Source organism: Rossellomorea sedimentorum, assembly GCF_046237645.1.
GTDB lineage: Bacteria > Bacillota > Bacilli > Bacillales > Bacillaceae_B > Rossellomorea > Rossellomorea sedimentorum.
In genome coordinates this window covers 2,666,895-2,684,782 of record NZ_CP143546.1, presented here as the reverse complement: position 1 = coordinate 2,684,782, position 17,888 = coordinate 2,666,895, and the positions used below count along the sequence as shown (strand labels likewise).

The following is a 17,888-nucleotide window of genomic DNA, read 5'->3' as shown; positions in this document are numbered from 1 at the left end:
GAAAAAATAAACTTGATGTTGGTTGAATTTAGAGGTGAAAATATGATATCTGATAAAGTGAAATTAACCGCAAAAGATATACTTGAAAAAGAATTTAAGTCAGGAATGCGCGGCTATAAACAAGAAGACGTTGATAAGTTCCTGGATCTGATCATCAAGGATTATGAAACATTTCATCAGGAGATTGAAGATTTGCAGCAGGAAAACTTGCGTCTGAGAAAGCAAGTCGAAGAATCAAACCGCCGCGCACCGGCACAGCAGCAAACAGGGACGACAAATTTTGATATTCTGAAGAGGCTGTCTAATCTGGAAAAGCATGTCTTCGGAAACAAACTGTACGATTGATTCTGGTATATAATACCTCTTGTACTATCATGAATACTTCTGTATAATTACTTCTTGGATATACTAGTAATAACATTCAGGTAATCGCTGCAACATTAGTTGTAGAGGAAAGTCCATGCTCGCACGGTGCTGAGATGCCCGTAGTGTTCGTGCCTAGCCAATTCATAAGCTAGGGCAGTCTGCTTCAGCAGATTGACGGCAGGGAAAACACCTAAGTCCCTTGGATATGGTGTGAATACCTTGAAAGTGCCACAGTGACGGAGTCTTGCAAGAAATTGCAAGAGTGGAACGAGGTAAACCCCACGAGCGAGAAACCCAAAATATGGTAGGGGCACCTTCTTTGAGGAACTCAACGAGAAGAAGGACGAAACAGCTGTTTCGTAGATAGATGATTACCACCGGAGTACGAGATGACCCATCGCTTGCAGTACAAAGGTACAAAACATGGCTTACAGAATGTTATTACGGGGATTAATATAATGATATCAACGATGCTCTCCTTTCATGAGGAGGGCTTTTGTTTTTATGGCAGACGTATTACATATTAATGGTGATTTATTACGGGGTTTGGCCTAGGTGCTATGTTAATAGCGGTTCTGTAAGAAGTGGGTCCTTCTATACTGGTGCGGACACTTAAGGGTTTCTGCGGGCTTACGTAGCCCCTGAAACATGCCAGCGGGGGAGGCCTTCCAAACGGCGAGCGTCTGGAACAGATTTTTCACTCTTCGTGCTCTTTAATTCATCTATCAGCGGCAGTTTTCAAGGACCTCGGCGAAGCTGTAGTGATGAAGTGGGGTTTCACTATACTTGTTTAAAGGTTACAAATCATTACGAAGAGCGCTAAGAAATTATTTTGCAGTGTTTCTGTTGCTTAAAGTTATCTTCAATGGTTACACTTAATGATGTACTATGAAAAAGGCATATAACAAACTTCAGCAATACCCTGCAAATAGGGTTTCTAATACATAATGGATAAAGTTAGGGTGAAATGAATGAGATTTAAATTGATAGCTACTGCGGCAATGGGTCTTGAAGCTCTCGTTGCAAAAGAGGTACGGGATCTGGGATATGAATGTGAAGTGGAAAACGGAAAGGTAATTTTTGAAGGGGATGAAAAAGCGATCGCGCGGGCCAATATGTGGCTGCGGACCGCAGACCGTGTGAAGATCCTCGTCGGTGAATTCAAAGCATACTCATTCGATGAATTATTTGAGAAAACAAAATCTCTTCCTTGGGAAGATTATCTGCCTGTGGATGCCCAGTTTCCTGTACAAGGAAAATCGGTAAAGTCCAAATTGTACAGTGTTCCTGACTGTCAAGCGATAGTGAAGAAAGCCATTGTCAACAAACTTCAAACGGCCTACCACCGGACAAGCTGGCTTGAAGAAAGCGGAGCGGTGTTTAAACTGGAGGTAGCCATTCATAAAGATACAGCTTCCTTGACCATCGATACAAGCGGCCAGGGACTGCATAAAAGGGGTTATCGGATCGGCCAGGGGGAAGCTCCATTAAAAGAAACGCTCGCCGCCGCGTTGATCCAATTGACTACCTGGAACCCTGACAGGCCGTTTGCCGATCCTTTCTGCGGTTCCGGTACCATTCCAATTGAAGCAGCATTGATCGGACAGAACATTGCGCCGGGGTTTAACAGGGAATTCCTCTCAGAAGAATGGCCTTGGATGTCTGAAAAAATCTGGGATGAGGTCCGAATGGAAGCGGAAGATGTTGCCAATTACGATCAACCGCTTGAAATCATGGGTACCGATATTGATCATAGGATGGTTGAGGTGGCAAAAAGCAATGCTTTTGAAGCAGGCCTCGGTGACCTTGTTCAATTTAAACAGATGCAGGTCAAAGATTTTCATAGTGATAAAAGCTATGGAGTCATCGTGGGAAATCCTCCGTATGGGGAGAGGATAGGCGAAAGAAAAGACGTAGAGCAGATGTATAAAGCGATGGGGCAAGCATTTGAAAAGATGGACACATGGTCCAAATATATTATGACCTCCCATGAAGGTTTTGAAGAATTCTACGGCAAAAAAGCGACGAAGAAAAGAAAGCTTTTCAATGGATTCATCAGAACGGATTACTACCAGTATTGGGGACCACGACCTCCAAGAAAAGATTGATTAAAAGGTAGTTCGACTTGCGATATTCTTTTCCGCTGAAACGGAGTTCTTTGGCTTGATCGCCTTGCAATGAAGTCATAACCCGTGGATAACCTGCGTATACTACTCAATATATAGAAATGAGGAGTGAAACGCAGTGGAAAGAACGTCTATAGACTATGGCCGTATTTCTAAGGCATTACAGTCTACCATTGATTTAATAGAAGAGGAAAAAATGAAGATGGACAGTCAGATTATGGGTGAATTGATGGCAGCAAGGGAAGAACTGACAAATGCCCTTGCCTATGAACTTTTCTACAGCAATCCCCGGAACCTGTCTTAAGCTTGATAAGATGACGCAAGCAGCCGATGCTTGCGTTTTCTAATGGGGGCATATAAAATTAACTATTTGTGACTTTGATTCAGCTGCGATCATTCATTAACCAGTGAGGCTGAATACAATAGATTCATTTACGAGAGTTGGAGGAAGTTATGAGAGGAAAAATACCATTTGCATTATCCAGGGAGCAATCTTTTTATGAAGGGCTCGGTGACTGGATAGGAGACGTCTTTTATGACATTCTCCCGGACAAAGGTTTTGAATTGCGTGACGAACAAATCTATATGGCCTTTCAGGTAATGAAAGCCTATAAGGAAAAAGAAGTAATGTTTGCAGAAGCCGGAGTAGGCACCGGAAAAACACTGGTTTATCTACTCTATGCATTGGCATATGCCCGTTATACCGGAAAGCCGGCAATCATCGCCTGTGCAGATGAAACATTAATTGAACAAATCGTCAAAAAAGAGGGCGATATTAGAAAAATAGAACAAGCTTTGAATCTTGAAGTGGATGTCAGGCTGGCTAAGTCGAGAGAACAATATCTGTGCTTACAGAAGCTCGACTCTGAAATAATGGAGGAAGAAAAGTTCATGGACATTCACAGCGCTCTGCCTGAATTCGTCCATGGAACATCCTCTATGACCAAATACCATCGTTATGGGGATAGAAAGGAATACAGCCAGCTTACTGATTTGGAATGGGAGAGGATTGGCTGGGACAACCTGCAGGATTGCATGTCCTGCTCACAGCGGCACCGGTGCGGACAAACCCTTAACAGGGATTATTACCGTGAGGCTGCTGATTTGATTGTATGTTCCCATGATTTTTATATGGAACATATTTGGACGAAAGAATCCAGAGTAAGAGAAGGTCAGCTCCCTTTGCTTCCTCAAGCAAGCTCTGTTATTTTTGATGAGGGCCACTTGCTTGAATTTGCCTCTCAAAAGGCACTGACATACCGGATAAAAAAAGAAACGCTGGAGAGTCTTCTGGAGAAAATGACAGCGAGCGACATGCGTGAGAATACAATGTATTTGATTGAAGATATTATAGCGCAGAATGAGCAATGGTTTTATGAATTGAATCAGGCTGCTGTGAAAGAAAAAGATGCCTTCCGCCTTCATGTGAAAAAGACCGAAAACATAAAAACAGAAGGCCGCAAGCTTGTCGATTTGATAGAAAAGCTGACGGAAGAACTTGTTTTCGAATCTGAGATGTATGTGATGGATGAATATTTATTAAAGGTCATAGAAGAGTATCTTGAGCAGATCCTTTACTCATTAAAGTTGTTTTTGGAAGAGAGCAAAGGGATCAACTGGCTGGAAATCAATAACGGGAATGAAACACTTGTAATCATGCCGAGACTGGTAGAAGAAATTCTCAGGCAGAAAGTCTTCAATCAAAAGATTCCGTTCATATTCTCTTCAGCAACACTATCAAACAACCAAGATTTCTCTTATTTGGCAAATAGTCTTGGGATTGACCGGTATGAATCTTTTTCGGTAGAGTCTCCATTTGATTATGAAGAAAAGATGCTGATTGACATACCTGAATTTGCTTCTGATAAACGAGACGAAAAGTTGTTATACACATTAGAAAAGATAGAAGAAAATGACGGAAAGACACTTGTTCTGTTTTCATCTAAGGGAGAACTTGAAGCCTTTAAGCATTATCTACAGGATAAGAACCTCTCGTATCCGGTATATTTTGAAGGAGATGAAGAAATCAGCCTGACGGTTGAACGGTTCCAGAATGAAGTGAATAGTGTCCTGTGTGCCTATCATTTATGGGAAGGGCTTGATATTCCTGGAGAGTCGCTGTCCCAGGTACTGATATACTCGCTGCCATTCCCGCCAAAAGATCCTGTGTTCGATGCCAAGCGGAACCATGCAGCCGATCCATTTGAAGAAGTCGATTCACCTTATATGCTTCTTCGACTTAAACAAGGAATCGGACGTCTGATCAGAACTTCCGAAGACGAGGGCAAGGTGTCGATCATGCTGAAAGAAGATGAAAAATACCTGTTGCCGCAAATTAAGGCTGTACTTCCATATTAATGCGATGTAAAAGTGGAAAATACTAAAGAGTATTTTTCACTTTTTTTCCATTTGGGCACCTGGCAAACAACGGGCTTGCTGTTTCTTCTCGATAACTGGAGGCCTTGGTAAATAACCAGCTGCCCTGATGATTGGTTATACAAGTTTTTTTCAGAAAAATATGATAAAATTGCAAGGATGCCAGAGATTAGGGGGAGTAACATGACTACAGATATAAAAAAGATTGAACGAAACTTCTTAGAATATGTGAAAAAGATGTCAGCCTACAACGAAGCATTGGGTCTTATTTTTTGGGATTTAAGAACAGGAGCTCCTAAGAATGGAGTTGAACAACGTTCCGAAGTGATAGGATTACTGTCTTCTGAAGTGTTTGAAATGTCCACAAGCGAAGAGATGGCAGCATACATAGCAAAACTATCTGCACATAAGGAAGATCTGACAGACATCGTTATCAAGGTGTTGGAAGAGTGCCAGAAAGAATATGACCGGAACAAGAAGATACCGGCTGATGAATATAAGGAATATGTGGTATTGCAATCCAAAGCTGAGAGTGCGTGGGAAGGTGCAAAAGAGAATGATGACTTTAATTCCTTCCAGCCATATCTTGAAAAGCTGGTAGAGTTCAACAAAAGATTCATCGGATATTGGGGATATAAAGGCAATAAATATAATACGCTTCTGGATATGTATGAGCCTGGTGTGACTGTTGACGTTTTAGACCAGGTGTTCGGAGAATTGCGTGAGAAGATCGTGCCTTTGGTCCAGCGGATTAGCGAGAGCAGCAACAAGCCAAATACAGGTTTCATCTTTGAACATTTCCCAAAAGATAAGCAGAAAGATTTCAGCTTGAAAATCCTTGAGCAGATGGGATATGACTTCAATTCAGGCAGACTGGATGAAACGGTTCATCCATTTGCCATCGGGTTGAATCCCGGGGATGTTAGAGTTACAACAAAATATGATGAGGGAGACTGGAGAACGGCCATTTTCGGAACCATCCATGAGGGTGGTCATGCCCTATACGAGCAGAACATTTCCAGTGAGTTAACTGGAACTCCGCTAGCCACCGGCACTTCCATGGGTATTCATGAATCTCAATCATTGTTCTATGAAAATTTTGTCGGGAGAAATTTTTCTTTCTGGGAAAAGAACTATTCTCTTCTAAAAGAATTTGGAGACAGCCAGTTTGATGATGTGGAGCTTGAGGAATTCTATCGTGCAATCAACGAATCAAAACCATCGTTTATCAGAATAGAAGCGGATGAATTGACCTATCCCCTCCATATCATGATCCGCTACGAAATTGAAAAAGGTCTTTTTAATGATGAGATCCAAGTAAAGGACCTGCCTCAAATTTGGAATGATAAGTATGAGGAATACCTGGGAATCCGTCCTGACACAAATGCAAAGGGAGTCCTGCAGGATGTTCATTGGGCTGGCGGCAGCTTCGGCTACTTCCCTTCCTACGCGCTTGGGTACATGTATGCGGCACAGTTCAAGCAGGCAATGCTCAAAGACCTGCCGAACTATGATGAATTACTTCAAAAGGGCGACCTTGCCCCTATTCGAGAATGGATGACAAAAAATATTCATCAATGGGGCAAAATGAAAAAACCGCTGGAAATCTTAACAGAAGTGACGGGAGAAGGGCTGAATGCCACTCATCTTGTAAACTATCTGACAGATAAATACTCTGATGTCTATAACCTGTCTCAGGTGAAGTAACAAAAAGAACCGCCAGCCGCTGGGCTGGCGGTTTTTTGTTGGTTAAAAAATAAGAAGTTCTGTATTAACGACATCTGACTTCAGCTGCCGGTTTATGTACTCATGGGAAAGCAATCAACCCTCGAAGTCAAGTTCGACGAAAATAAAAAAAGTTCGCCTTTTTTTGCTAAGGAAAACGGAAAGAGCAGTAAGAGTAGTGGAGCAGAAAGCTTCATAATTGAACAATATGAATTGGACAGCCTCCTCGGTTTTAGGTGCTGCTTTTTAGTCGGGGTGCTCTCATTCTTGGTGGGAATCTACCATCACTAGTGGGGAAGTGGCTTAAAATGAAATATGCATTCTAACTGGGGAAGTGGCAGGTGCCTTGCGCTGACGGGTCACGATTAAGGAGGAAATGTGTCCCTACAGGAAGAGTATGTAAGTTGAAGGGTAACGATAAGCCAAGAAACGTGCCCCTAGAGGAGTGAAACGGATGGCGAAGGGTAACGATAAGCCAAGAAACGTGCCCCTAGAAGAGTGAATCGGATGGCGAAGGGTAACGATTAGTCAAGAAACGTGCCCCTAGAAGAGTGAATCGGATGGCGAAGGGTACCGATTAGTCAAGAAACGTGCCCCTAGAAGAGTGAATTGGAAGGCGAAGGGTACCGATTAGCCAAGAAACGTACCCCTAGAAGAGTGAATTGGAAGGCGAAGGGTACCGATTAGCCAAGAAACGTACCCCTAGAGGAGGGAAATGTCTGCCGAGGGGGTACGAATAACGAAGAAACGTATTCCTAAGAGGTAAGATTATCTAAGAACCTACTCCTAACATAAGAGTCCGAGAAATAAACCTATGATTCTTTTAGTATTGCACTTAAAGAAAGCTGTCAACGGGAATATATAACTTCTAGAGCCCATTCAAACCGGTCTCCTTCTATAAAAATAGGCACCTTGCCCAAATCCCAGGCACCAAGGCCGGCCCCCAAACATATCATAAAAGCAACGAGTTCTTGGGGGTTTTTACAATGGAGAAGTATTATTGTGAAAGATGCCGGCGATTGTTTGAAAAGGATGGTATGTGTGATAAATGTTTATTGACAACCAAGAAAATCACCATTCATAATCTTTTTCAGAAACCAATTAAAGAAGATAAGTGAGAGTATGAAAGCAATCTCCTCAGGTAAATTATCCTTCTTATGATAAAATAAGGTAAATATATATAAAAGGAGGAGATTGTAGTGTTTTTGCCATCATTTGAGCTCAACGGTAAAACAGCGGTTGTAACCGGGGCAGGCAGGGGAATCGGACGGGCTATTGCCATTGGCATGGCTGAGGCCGGAGCAGATGTCGCTCTTTTATCAAGGACTGAGGAAGACCTGAAGGAAACAGCTTCACATATCGAGAAAATGGGAAGAAAGGCATACATAATAACAACAGATGTAACATCAAGGGAAGAAGTTGCCAAAGCGGTTGCGAGTGTAAGGGAACAGGCTGGGGGAATTGATATCCTTGTCAATAATGCAGGCATGAATATTCGTTCACAAGCTTTGGACGTGACTGATGAAGAGTGGCAAACAATCATGGATACCAACTTGAAATCTGCCTTCATGATGAGTCAGGAAGCGGGAAAAGTCATGAAGGAGCAAAACAGCGGTAAGATCATTACCATCGCTTCTGTTGCCGGGCATGTCGCACTGAGAACGGGGGTCGTATATGCAGCTACCAAAGCGGCGCTTATCCAGATGACAAGGGTCCTGGCATTTGAGTGGGGCAAATATAACATTAATGTCAATAGTATCGGGCCTTGGTATTTTAAGACTCCACTGACAGAGAAACTGCTGCAGGACGAAGAATATGTCAAAGATATTTTGGCAGTAACTCCTCTGAAGAGGGTTGGTGAGCTGGAGGAACTAGTAGGACCTGCGGTATTCCTTGCTTCTTCTGCGGGAAGCTATGTTACAGGCCAAACCCTTTTTGTGGATGGCGGAATGACGATTCAAGGATTCTAATTGGAGAAATTTTAACAATGCTAAATACCCTGACAAGCTAGAAAAGAAAGAAAAAAAGAGCTTCTCTCCCGTTCAGTGAGAAAAGTCCTTATTATGCAGGGGAAATACGGTCTTTGGAAGGTACCGAAAGTTAAAAAAGAGAGAAGGCATGCGAATGAGGATTCGTATGTCTTCTCTCTTTGTCATTGATCTTATGCGAGATCCACCATGATGACGATGATGAATTTTCCTGCATTTTCCACTGTGATCGGGAGCTTTAACGCCCGGTCAAAGCCGGAAAACCTCGATTCTCCCACTATGACTGTAGGCGGGGTGATATCCATTGAATGGCCAAGTTCGGCGATCTTTGTTGAAAGGTTCCCAGCTATCATGTTGCCTAGTTCTCCTGCAAACGATTCAAGCATTTCCCCTTCAAGCGGCATTCCAAACATGGAGGTACCGAGACCTTGAAAATCCTCCACATCTCCGTCAAAGATGATCTGCCCTCGAATATCACCCGTAAGCCCGATAAGCACACCGATCTTATGCTTTCTTAGCGGCTCTGTAAGCAGAGTTGGCTGATCGACTTTTACAGGGAGTGGGATGACCGATTTGATAGACTGAATGGTACCATTAACTATATCGGTAACACTTTTTGTGGTTGTAGTCATGTCGAATCCTCCAATAATTTGTCTTTTTAGCTTAGCATATATTCTTTAAAAAAAGAACGAAGATGATGTATCTTTAAAAATCGTTCATTCCTGTATTCAGCTACTAGGTAATTCTTTTAAACGATTAAAATACAAAAAAATCATTATCATTATTAATATCGACATAAATTGCAATCTGTTTATAAGCTGAAATAAGAAAAGTGAATGAATTTATCCAGGTTGGAAAAGATATCCTTACCAAGGGAAGGAGGGTTTTGTATGCCTAAGATTTTAAAGGTGGAAACAGCGATTCCCCCTTATAGTATTAAACAGGAGGAAGCTGCGGTTTTCGCAGAGAATTTATTTGCAGAGAACTTCCGGGACATTAAACGGCTCTTGCCTGTATTTCAAAATGGAGATATCGATTCACGGAATTTTGTAAATGATATTGAATGGTTTAAAAAACCGAGGTCATTCCAGGAAAAGAATGACTCCTTTATTGAAAAGGCAGTACAGTTAGGGACGGAAGCCATCCGTAAGTGTGTGGAAAACACTGATGGTGTTACATACAGTGATATAGATGCTATATTTTACATATGCACGACAGGGATTGCCACACCGAGTATAGACGCAAGGATCATGAATCACCTTCCTTTCCCTGAACAGGTTAAAAGAATTCCAATATGGGGTCTCGGTTGTGCGGGGGGTGCCAGTGGATTATCGAGAGCATATGAATACTGCCTAGCATTTCCAAAAGCAAATGTGCTGGTGTTGACAATTGAGCTTTGCTCCTTGACCTTTCAACATGGTGACCGCTCAAAAAGCAATCTGATAGGTACTTCTTTATTCGCAGATGGAATAGCGTGCGCAATAGTATGTGGAGAAAAAAGTCAAGCAGTGAAAAACCCCGGGAAACCGCTGCCGACCATTTTTGCAACTCAATCGACCACCTTGAAGGATTCCTTGGACGTCATGGGATGGGAGATAAAAGATGATGGACTATTTGTGGTGTTTTCAAAAGATATTCCCGTGATCATTGAGAATTGGTTTAAGCCGAATGTGGAGAAGCTATTATTCAAACATGAACTATCCCTGAAAAATATAAAGCACTTCATTGGCCATCCAGGAGGGAAAAAAGTCATAGAAGCTTACCGGGCAGCCCTTGAATTGGATGATTCATTACTTGATAGTTCGCGAAGTGTCTTAAGGCATTTTGGGAATATGTCTTCCGCCACCATTCTGTATGTACTAAAAGAGCATTTAGACAAAGATATTAAATCAGGAGAGGTAGGACTTGGAGCTGCTCTTGGGCCTGGGTTCAGTTCTGAACTGTTGTTGATGAGGTGGGAATGATGTTTTATTTATTGTTTGCTGTAATTGCTATTCAGCGGATTGTTGAGTTAATCATCGCGAGACGAAATGAAAAGTGGATGAAAGGAAAAGGTGCGAAGGAGTACGGCAAGAACCATTACAAGTTGATGGTCACCATACACATGCTTTTCTTTTTTTCCCTTTTGGCTGAGAAAATTCTCGCGGAAAGGCCGATTAGTGAATATTGGATGGGTCTGTTTCTGGTGTTCCTGATCACACAAGCTGGCAGGGTATGGGTCATAAGTTCCCTCGGACGCTATTGGAACACGAAGATTATTGTCCTGCCCCAGGCAGATGTTATTGCCAAAGGGCCGTATAAGTTCATTAAACATCCCAATTATTTCATTGTGACTGTTGAGCTGATCGTTATCCCGCTCATGTTTAATGCTTATTGGACCTTGTTCATTTTTGCAATTTTGAACCAGTTCATCTTATCGATCCGCATTCCGCTGGAAGAAAAAGCTCTGGCAGAAGCAACTGATTACCGGACGGTGCATCAAGGAAAAAAGCGTTTTGTTCCCATCTTGAAAAAAAGGGAAATTGACTGAAGAATTTTTACGCAATCATTGAAAATGATTATCATTTTTGGTAAGATCCTAATTGAAGATGAAAATTATTCTCAAGACAGGCATTGAAGGAGGGGTTTCTGACATGACTTGGTTTTTCGTTATCCTGATAGCTGTTGTTTACGGATTTATCATGAAATATGTATTAAATAATGTCTTTGTATCGAACTGCAAGGGTGCAAGCAAGGTTAATAAAATAACTGAAGCAAAAGAAGCAAGAGATCTGCTCCCGGCGTATGACCGGTAATCCGCTGCCTTCCAAAAGGACTGAATGTTCAAGAGCGAACTTGAATATTGAGTCCTTTTTTGTATTTATCTTTTAATGGGGTGGAAGCAATAGGATAACAACCTGTAAAAAGTCTTGAAAAGCCAGTGCTTTACATTTTAAGTTCCATTTTCATCTACCTTTTAATAGGAATGTAATAAATTATAAGATAAAATAAAAGGTGCATAACAAAGAGCTAAATTACTTAAGGAGTAAGGGGAAGGTTATTTTGCAATCGCTATCACATACAAAGACCATTGATGAAAAAATTCAAAAGCTTGCCTCGATATATGAAACATTAAACGAAAACGGCGACAAAGAAGCTGCCTCAAAAGCGGAGATGCTTGCCCATAAATTTTGGAAAAACGAATTCATCGCCGGATTCTGCGGACATTTTTCTGCAGGTAAATCCACGATGATCAATGCATTGGCGGGGGAAGAGCTCCTGCCTTCAAGCCCAATACCAACCTCCGCAAATCTGGTGAAGGTGCACCAGGCAGAGGCTGACTTTGCCAAGGTTCATTATCATGACAAGCAATCAGTTATTTTTGACGGGGCATATGATTTCAATATTGTCAAAAGGTACTGCAAGGACGGAGAAAAAGTCCAAAGCATTGAAATAGGAAAAAAACACACAAAGCTTCCTAACGGAGTCACGGTCCTTGATACCCCGGGTGTTGACAGTACAGATGATGCCCACCGCATCTCCACGGAGTCGGCGCTTCACCTGGCTGATATCGTATTTTACGTGATGGATTATAACCATGTTCAATCACAGTTGAATTTTGAATATACCAGGGAGCTGGCCAATCATGGAGTACGGCTCTATTTGATCGTCAACCAGATCGATAAGCATAATGAGGAAGAGTTATCTTTCGATCAATTCAAACAGTCCGTTTCCGAATCTTTTGCTGCTTGGCAAGTGAAGCCCGAAAGGATATTCTTCACCTCACTGCGGGAGCAAGCGAACCCGAACAATGAGTTCGTTGAAGTCAGGGATTTAATCAACAGGCAGTTCCAGAACAAAGATGAACTGCTTCAGCGTTCCTTTGCTGCAGGGGTGAACCGGCTGGTCAGTGAACACCAGCAGTGGTTGAGAGAAGATTTGAAGGCCCAGAAGGAATTGCTCTCTGAGGTCATTTCATCCGAGGATATTCAAAATGCCGAAGACTTGTTTCAAAAGGAGTCCTCACTAAACAAGAAAATTAAGGAGAACTCCTCAAAAGCTTATATACAGACATTTGAAGAAGAAAGAGAAAAAATCCTGAAGAATGCATATTTGATGCCTTTTGAAACGAGGGAGCTTGCTAAAAGATATCTTGAATCCCTCCAGGATGATTTTAAAGTAGGTATGTTCTTTTCGAAAAAGAAAACGGAAGAGGAGCGCCAACTGCGTTTAAGTGCACTGGTTGAACATCTTAAAAACAATGTGGAATCCCAGTTGGAGTGGCATCTCAGAGGACTCGGCAGTCTTGTGATGAAGCAGGCTGGTTTTCATGATGAAGATCTGATGGCCAAGTCAGAAGGACTGAAAGTTGAAGTAACCGAGTCAGACCTTAAGGAGACAGCCAAAGCCGGAGCAAGAGTGACCGGCGAGTATGTTCTGAATTATTGTGAGGAGCTTGCTGGAAGGCTTAAAAGGAAAGCACGGAGGGAGACTGAAAGCCTTAAAGAGCGGCTGATGGTACTTGTTGATTCGGAAAAAGGTGCAGAAAACGAGGGGTTGAAAGAACAGTATGATCTGATCAAGAAGAAAACGGATGCCCTTAAACAGCTTGAATATTACCGAGAAGACGTGGAGATAAAAATCAATAACCTTCAGAGTATTATAGAGGGAACAGTGAATGTGAACTCTGAAGAAACGGTCGAAAACTGGCAAGACGAGTGGGATAAAAACGATAAAAACTACACTTTATATTCCAAAGAAAATGACCTGGAAGATATTCCAGAGAGTGAGAACAGACAGTCAGTACCAGAAGAAGGGACTGAAGAAGCTGAAACCGAAGGACCAGCATTGGAACCATTAATTAAGCGCTTGAATGAAATGTCCGTTGAATTTGAAGATATCAGCGGACTGAATCAGACAGCCCAACTATTGAGAAAGAAAGCAGAAAGGCTTCAGGATCAGCAGTTCACCATCGCGTTATTTGGAGCCTTCAGTGCCGGTAAATCCTCATTTGCAAATGCATTGTTGGGAAGCAAGGTCCTGCCTGTAAGTCCAAATCCGACCACAGCGTCAATAAACAGAATTAGGCCGCCGATGGAAGGACAGGAACATGGGACGGCCAAAGTAATCCTGAAGACGGAACAACAAATGCTGGCTGATGTCCAAAATTCGCTGAAGGTTTTTCAGCATGGAGCTGATTCGTTACAGGCGGCTGCCGATCGCATCCCAGGTTTATTAAGAAGCAGTGCCGGAGAAGGAAAGGAAAAAGTTCATCTTTCGTTTCTGGCCGCATTTTTAAAAGGATATGAACAATATCATTCTAAGCTCGGAGAAGTTTTGCGTGTTGGCTTGGATGAATTCAGGGGATTTGTCGCGAATGAAAGCCAATCTTGTTTTGTAGAATCGATAGACCTGTTCTATGACTCCCCTATAACCAGACAGGGCATCACCCTTGTTGACACCCCTGGTGCGGATTCTATCAATGCAAGGCATACAGGAGTCGCCTTCCAATATATTAAGAATTCGGACGCCATTCTATTTGTGACGTATTATAATCATGCGTTTGCAAAAGCGGACCGTGAATTTCTTATTCAGTTGGGAAGGGTCAAGGATGCTTTTGAAATGGATAAAATGTTTTTCATCGTCAATGCTGTGGACTTAGCCAAAGATGAAGAAGAAAAACAGGATGTTATCGAATATGTAAGAGGGCAGCTTGTAGAGTATGGCATTCGTTTCCCAAGAATTTTCGGTGTTTCTTCCAAACTGGCGATGGATTCAAATAGGTTAGAAGAATCAGGGATTGAAACTTTCAAAAAGGAATTCAACCAGTTCATTGACGGTGAGTTGAAACTGATGGCCGCCCAATCTGCAGAGTCAGAATGGGAAAGAGGCATGAACCGGCTGAAAACCCTTATAGAAAATTCTTCCATGGATGAAAGGGAGCGTGAATCCAGAAAAGAAGAGCTGCTCATGTTAAAAGGAAAAGTTCATGACTTCCTTGATAGTGAGGCTCCTGAGAGTATCAAACTGCGTGTGACTCAAGAGATTAAAGAGTTGATACATTATGTTAAGCAGAGGGTGTTCCTGCGCTTCTCTGACTTTTTCAAAGAAGCATTTCACCCGGCCGTTTTCTCGCAGCATGCATCAGCAAAAGCCGCGTTGAATGCTGCGTTGGAAGAATTACTGGAATCTACAGGGTTTGACTTTGCACAAGAAATGCGGGCCACTACACTCAGGGTTGAGAATTTTTCCAGAAAACAACTGAACTCTAGAGTGGAGTTATATATGGAAAAGCTCAAGAAGTTGGAAGATAACCTGGTCTTCTCTCCTTATGAAACAGGGAATCCTGCTGAAATTGAGTTTACAAATGCATTCTCAGATTTGGAAAGGGTGCAATTCCTGCCTGCATTAAGAAGTTTCAAGAACCCAAAAGACTTTTTTGAAGGTAACGGTAAGAAAAAGGTGATGGAAAAGCTGAATGAAGATCTCCAGGGTCCAGCCGACCAATACCTCGACCATTCCCAACAGCAAATCACTGGATGGGCTGTTGAGTATCTCAAAGCTGAACATAGCCGGATGACAAGCGATTTGCTCTCACAGTCAGATGAACAAATCGAGTCATGGCTGAACGCGCTTCAATCGGACGATAATCTTGAAAAGTGGAAAGAAACTTACTCAAGGCTCTCTGCTTATAAATAAGGGTGGTTTTCTAAAGATAGTTGCTCTTAAAAATCCAAGGGCCTGACCTTTCCCCTGGATACAAGGGCTTTTCTCTCTGAACAGGGAGAAAAGCTCTTTCTTTCTTGCATACCAGGGATAAGCTTTTGAATTCTGGTCCTATCTCTTGGATTTCATATTAATTAACATCAAAGTGTTAGAAAAAAGCCTGGGTAAATAACGGTACTGGAGGAGAAGATGAAAAGTCGTTACCATGCATGCGCTACTTGCAAGTACTTTTCAGCGGAACGAGTTGAAGGGAAAATGAATTATCGTTGTACTAGACTTGGTTACGAAACCAAGCCTGACTACCAATTCAATTGCTGGGACCCTAAAGATCATATCAGGAAGCTGATGAAGAAGGAGGATGGCTGAACCATGAAAAGCACGACAGAAGTTTCTTGGCTGAAATCCCACTACCTTGATGAAAAGGTGAGAGTTATTGACTGCCGCTTTAAACTTGGAGAACCGGATTATGGAAAGAAGCTCTACAAAGAAAGTCATATTCCGGGGGCCGTTTATTTTGACTTGGAAGAAGATCTTTCCGGTGAAGTGAAGAAGCATGGAGGTCGGCATCCGCTTCCGAAAATTGACGACTTTGTGCGGAAACTGGAACAGGCAGGAATCGAAAACGACACGACCGTTGTTGTCTATGATGACGGGGAGGGAGCCTTTGCCGCACGCTGCTGGTGGCTCTTCAAGTATATTGGGCATGAAGATGTCAGTATTTTAAATGGTGGTTATCAAGGCTGGAAGCGTCATGACCTTCCGGTTACAAGGAAAGTTGTTAATTATAGCGTAAGGGAATACCAGCCTCAAGCTCAAAATGACATGATTGCATCAGTCGATGATGTCAGAAATATATCAGGTAAGGGAATTCTCGTTGATTCCAGGGCAAGAGAACGTTACCTTGGATTATACGAACCGATTGACAAGGTCCCCGGCCATATCCCTGGTGCTGTCAACCATGTGTGGACAGAGGCCTTGAAAGACGGAAGTTTCCGGCCAGCAGCAGAACAGCGGAAAAGGTGGAAAGAACTCGATCCAAATCTGCCGGTTATCGTTTACTGCGGCTCGGGCGTGACCGCCACACCTAATGTCCTGTCACTATGGTCTGCAGGCTTTCAAAACGTCAAGCTTTATCCAGGAAGCTACAGTGATTGGATTTCTTATGAGGAGCATGAAGTAGAAACTAATAATGAAAATGACTAGTAAGAAACCTGATTCTTTAAGGGATCAGGTTTCTTTTATTTTTAACAAGAATGATAACCAATAGGATAGCGAATTTGTCGATGGAAATTGCAGGAGTCTTATAAAACGCTAATAGATAGGTACAGATCACTCCTAAGAATTACAACAAAAATGATTACTGAAATATGTTATAATACTTAGGTGAACAAAGGAGTGGTGAATGTGGATAAACACAATGAACATTTGTTATTGATTGATGGAATGGCTCTTTTATTTCGTTCTTTTTTTGCGACGGCCGTTTCAGGACAGTTTATGATAAATTCAAAAGGACAGCCTACTAATGGTGTGCAGGGCTTTATGAAACATCTTTTGATGGCTGTAGAACATATCAATCCTACTCATACAGCAGTATGCTGGGATATGGGAAGCTCGACTTTCCGAAACGAAATTTATTCTGATTACAAGGCAAATCGAAACGCACCTCCAGTCGAACTGATTCCTCAGTTCGATCTTGCGAAGGAAGTAGCTGAAGGGTTTGCATTATATAATATTGGCATGGCGGGCTTTGAAGCAGATGACTGTATCGGGACCATTGCCAAAAGTGTTCCGGGAGACACAAAAGTGTCCATATTGAGCGGTGACCAGGATTTGCTTCAGCTGTTGGATGATAACATTGACGTCGTTCTTTTAAAGAAAGGGTTTGGCAACTATCAAACGTATTCCAAAGCTCATTTCTTAGAAGAAAAAGGTTTGACTCCTGAACAGTTCATTGATGTGAAAGCACTTATGGGCGATACAAGTGATGGGTACCCAGGGGTGAAAGGCATCGGTGAAAAAACTGCAGTTAAACTGATCCAAGAACATCAGCATATCCAAGGGATTTTGGACAGCCTGCATCTTTTAACGCCTTCTCAAAAAAAGAAAATCGAAGCTGATTTGGATATGCTTCACCTATCCCGTCAGCTTGCTGAAATTAAATGTGATGTGCCGCTTGAATTTAACATGAAAGCAGCTGAATGGAGAGCGATTGCACCGGATGCAGTTGCGTTAATGGACGATATGGAACTGCGTGCCTTAAGGAGATTCCTGATTGGAAAAGAACATTTACTCAGCCAGCATGCCTGAATTAGTTAATAAGGGACTTATCCAATGGCAAAACGCTGTTGGGGAAGTCCCTTTTTATAGCTTATATTTTGGTATTGGACCTTTTGGCTCTGTTCTCCAACTTTGACTTTGGATCAGGAGTCGCGTTGCCATCTTGTGCGTAGCCCTGTGGGTTTACGGCGTTCGCTTTTGTACCCCGGTTTTTAGAATGTTTTTTGCTCATCTTGTCACCTCCACTCTTATTTTCACCAGCATCAGGGTTTTTAATGTAAATAAATCGTTTGGACACACTAATGATGCGGCCAAGTAATTTGTT

Annotated in this window: 16 protein-coding genes and 1 other RNA gene; 15 read left to right on the top strand and 2 right to left on the bottom strand. The window is 42.3% G+C overall.

The genetic code is table 11. The features are described from left to right. The first annotated feature begins 42 nt into the window (after positions 1-42). From gpsB to V1502_RS13295, 8 genes are all read left to right on the top strand, one after another. The gene (gene gpsB / locus V1502_RS13330; protein ID WP_409251133.1) at positions 43-345 is read left to right on the top strand and encodes a cell division regulator GpsB; all 303 of its coding nucleotides are present in this window, start codon (positions 43-45) and stop codon (positions 343-345) included. A 72-nt stretch (positions 346-417) separates the two neighbouring features. Beyond that, positions 418-802, top strand: an RNA gene (rnpB, locus tag V1502_RS13325) — RNase P RNA component class B. A 535-nt stretch (positions 803-1,337) separates the two neighbouring features. Next, entirely contained in the window at positions 1,338-2,474 is a 1,137-nt protein-coding gene (locus V1502_RS13320) for a class I SAM-dependent RNA methyltransferase (RefSeq protein ID WP_409251132.1), read from the top strand. Positions 2,475-2,610: 136 nt separating this feature from the next. Further along, the gene (locus V1502_RS13315; RefSeq protein ID WP_409251131.1) at positions 2,611-2,796 is read left to right on the top strand and encodes a hypothetical protein; all 186 of its coding nucleotides are present in this window, start codon (positions 2,611-2,613) and stop codon (positions 2,794-2,796) included. Between the two features lie 149 nt (positions 2,797-2,945). Then, positions 2,946-4,850, top strand: coding sequence for an ATP-dependent DNA helicase (locus V1502_RS13310; RefSeq protein WP_409251130.1), 1,905 nt, complete (start codon positions 2,946-2,948; stop codon positions 4,848-4,850). A 201-nt stretch (positions 4,851-5,051) separates the two neighbouring features. Then, complete coding sequence (locus V1502_RS13305) at positions 5,052-6,575, top strand: carboxypeptidase M32 (protein ID WP_409251129.1); 1,524 nt, start codon at positions 5,052-5,054, stop codon at positions 6,573-6,575. Positions 6,576-7,579: 1,004 nt separating this feature from the next. Next, positions 7,580-7,711 (top strand): hypothetical protein, encoded by a 132-nt coding sequence (locus tag V1502_RS13300; protein ID WP_409251128.1) that lies wholly within the window; start codon positions 7,580-7,582, stop codon positions 7,709-7,711. An 81-nt stretch (positions 7,712-7,792) separates the two neighbouring features. Further along, a complete protein-coding gene (locus tag V1502_RS13295; protein WP_409251127.1) occupies positions 7,793-8,563 on the top strand; it encodes an SDR family NAD(P)-dependent oxidoreductase in 771 nt (256 codons plus the stop codon). A gap of 191 nt (positions 8,564-8,754) precedes the next feature. Here the strand turns inward: V1502_RS13295 and V1502_RS13290 are convergent, their stop codons facing one another. Continuing rightward, on the bottom strand, positions 8,755-9,213 hold the full coding sequence (locus V1502_RS13290) for a chemotaxis protein CheX (protein WP_409251126.1): 459 nt from the start codon (positions 9,211-9,213) through the stop codon (positions 8,755-8,757). 258 nt (positions 9,214-9,471) lie between these two features. On the opposite strand from V1502_RS13290, the gene V1502_RS13285 reads away from it, so the two are divergent. The 7 genes from V1502_RS13285 to V1502_RS13255 all read left to right on the top strand — a co-directional run bounded on the left by V1502_RS13285 (position 9,472) and on the right by V1502_RS13255 (position 17,593). Continuing rightward, positions 9,472-10,545, top strand: a complete 1,074-nt coding sequence (locus V1502_RS13285) for a type III polyketide synthase (RefSeq protein WP_409251125.1) — start codon at positions 9,472-9,474, stop codon at positions 10,543-10,545. Continuing rightward, the gene (locus tag V1502_RS13280) at positions 10,542-11,111 is read left to right on the top strand and encodes an isoprenylcysteine carboxyl methyltransferase family protein (protein WP_409251124.1); all 570 of its coding nucleotides are present in this window, start codon (positions 10,542-10,544) and stop codon (positions 11,109-11,111) included. The genes V1502_RS13285 and V1502_RS13280 overlap by 4 nt, the downstream gene beginning before the upstream one ends. Before the next feature lie 103 nt (positions 11,112-11,214). Then, positions 11,215-11,376, top strand: coding sequence for a hypothetical protein (locus V1502_RS13275; protein WP_409251123.1), 162 nt, complete (start codon positions 11,215-11,217; stop codon positions 11,374-11,376). A gap of 247 nt (positions 11,377-11,623) precedes the next feature. After that, a complete protein-coding gene (locus V1502_RS13270) occupies positions 11,624-15,259 on the top strand; it encodes a dynamin family protein (protein ID WP_409251122.1) in 3,636 nt (1,211 codons plus the stop codon). A 216-nt stretch (positions 15,260-15,475) separates the two neighbouring features. Then, complete coding sequence (locus V1502_RS13265) at positions 15,476-15,652, top strand: hypothetical protein (protein WP_409251121.1); 177 nt, start codon at positions 15,476-15,478, stop codon at positions 15,650-15,652. Between the two features lie 3 nt (positions 15,653-15,655). After that, positions 15,656-16,489, top strand: coding sequence for a sulfurtransferase (locus tag V1502_RS13260; RefSeq protein WP_409251120.1), 834 nt, complete (start codon positions 15,656-15,658; stop codon positions 16,487-16,489). A 240-nt stretch (positions 16,490-16,729) separates the two neighbouring features. Further along, complete coding sequence (locus V1502_RS13255) at positions 16,730-17,593, top strand: 5'-3' exonuclease H3TH domain-containing protein (protein ID WP_409254348.1); 864 nt, start codon at positions 16,730-16,732, stop codon at positions 17,591-17,593. A gap of 61 nt (positions 17,594-17,654) precedes the next feature. Here the strand turns inward: V1502_RS13255 and sspL are convergent, their stop codons facing one another. Then, positions 17,655-17,795 (bottom strand): small, acid-soluble spore protein L, encoded by a 141-nt coding sequence (gene sspL / locus V1502_RS13250; protein WP_409251119.1) that lies wholly within the window; start codon positions 17,793-17,795, stop codon positions 17,655-17,657. Between the last annotated feature and the right edge of the window lie 93 nt (positions 17,796-17,888).

Bases quoted from the DNA above. Each gene is read 5' to 3' on its own strand.
- V1502_RS13320 (WP_409251132.1), top strand. From the start codon at position 1,338: ATGAGATTTAAATTGATAGCTACTGCGGCAATGGGTCTTGAAGCTCTC.
- V1502_RS13285 (WP_409251125.1), top strand. From the start codon at position 9,472: ATGCCTAAGATTTTAAAGGTGGAAACAGCGATTCCCCCTTATAGTATT.
- V1502_RS13260 (WP_409251120.1), top strand. From the start codon at position 15,656: ATGAAAAGCACGACAGAAGTTTCTTGGCTGAAATCCCACTACCTTGAT.
- V1502_RS13300 (WP_409251128.1), top strand. From the start codon at position 7,580: ATGGAGAAGTATTATTGTGAAAGATGCCGGCGATTGTTTGAAAAGGAT.
- V1502_RS13310 (WP_409251130.1), top strand. From the start codon at position 2,946: ATGAGAGGAAAAATACCATTTGCATTATCCAGGGAGCAATCTTTTTAT.
- sspL (WP_409251119.1), bottom strand. From the start codon at position 17,795: ATGAGCAAAAAACATTCTAAAAACCGGGGTACAAAAGCGAACGCCGTA.
- V1502_RS13290 (WP_409251126.1), bottom strand. From the start codon at position 9,213: ATGACTACAACCACAAAAAGTGTTACCGATATAGTTAATGGTACCATT.
- V1502_RS13280 (WP_409251124.1), top strand. From the start codon at position 10,542: ATGATGTTTTATTTATTGTTTGCTGTAATTGCTATTCAGCGGATTGTT.
- V1502_RS13275 (WP_409251123.1), top strand. From the start codon at position 11,215: ATGACTTGGTTTTTCGTTATCCTGATAGCTGTTGTTTACGGATTTATC.
- V1502_RS13255 (WP_409254348.1), top strand. From the start codon at position 16,730: ATGGCTCTTTTATTTCGTTCTTTTTTTGCGACGGCCGTTTCAGGACAG.
- gpsB (WP_409251133.1), top strand. From the start codon at position 43: ATGATATCTGATAAAGTGAAATTAACCGCAAAAGATATACTTGAAAAA.
- V1502_RS13305 (WP_409251129.1), top strand. From the start codon at position 5,052: ATGACTACAGATATAAAAAAGATTGAACGAAACTTCTTAGAATATGTG.
- V1502_RS13265 (WP_409251121.1), top strand. From the start codon at position 15,476: ATGAAAAGTCGTTACCATGCATGCGCTACTTGCAAGTACTTTTCAGCG.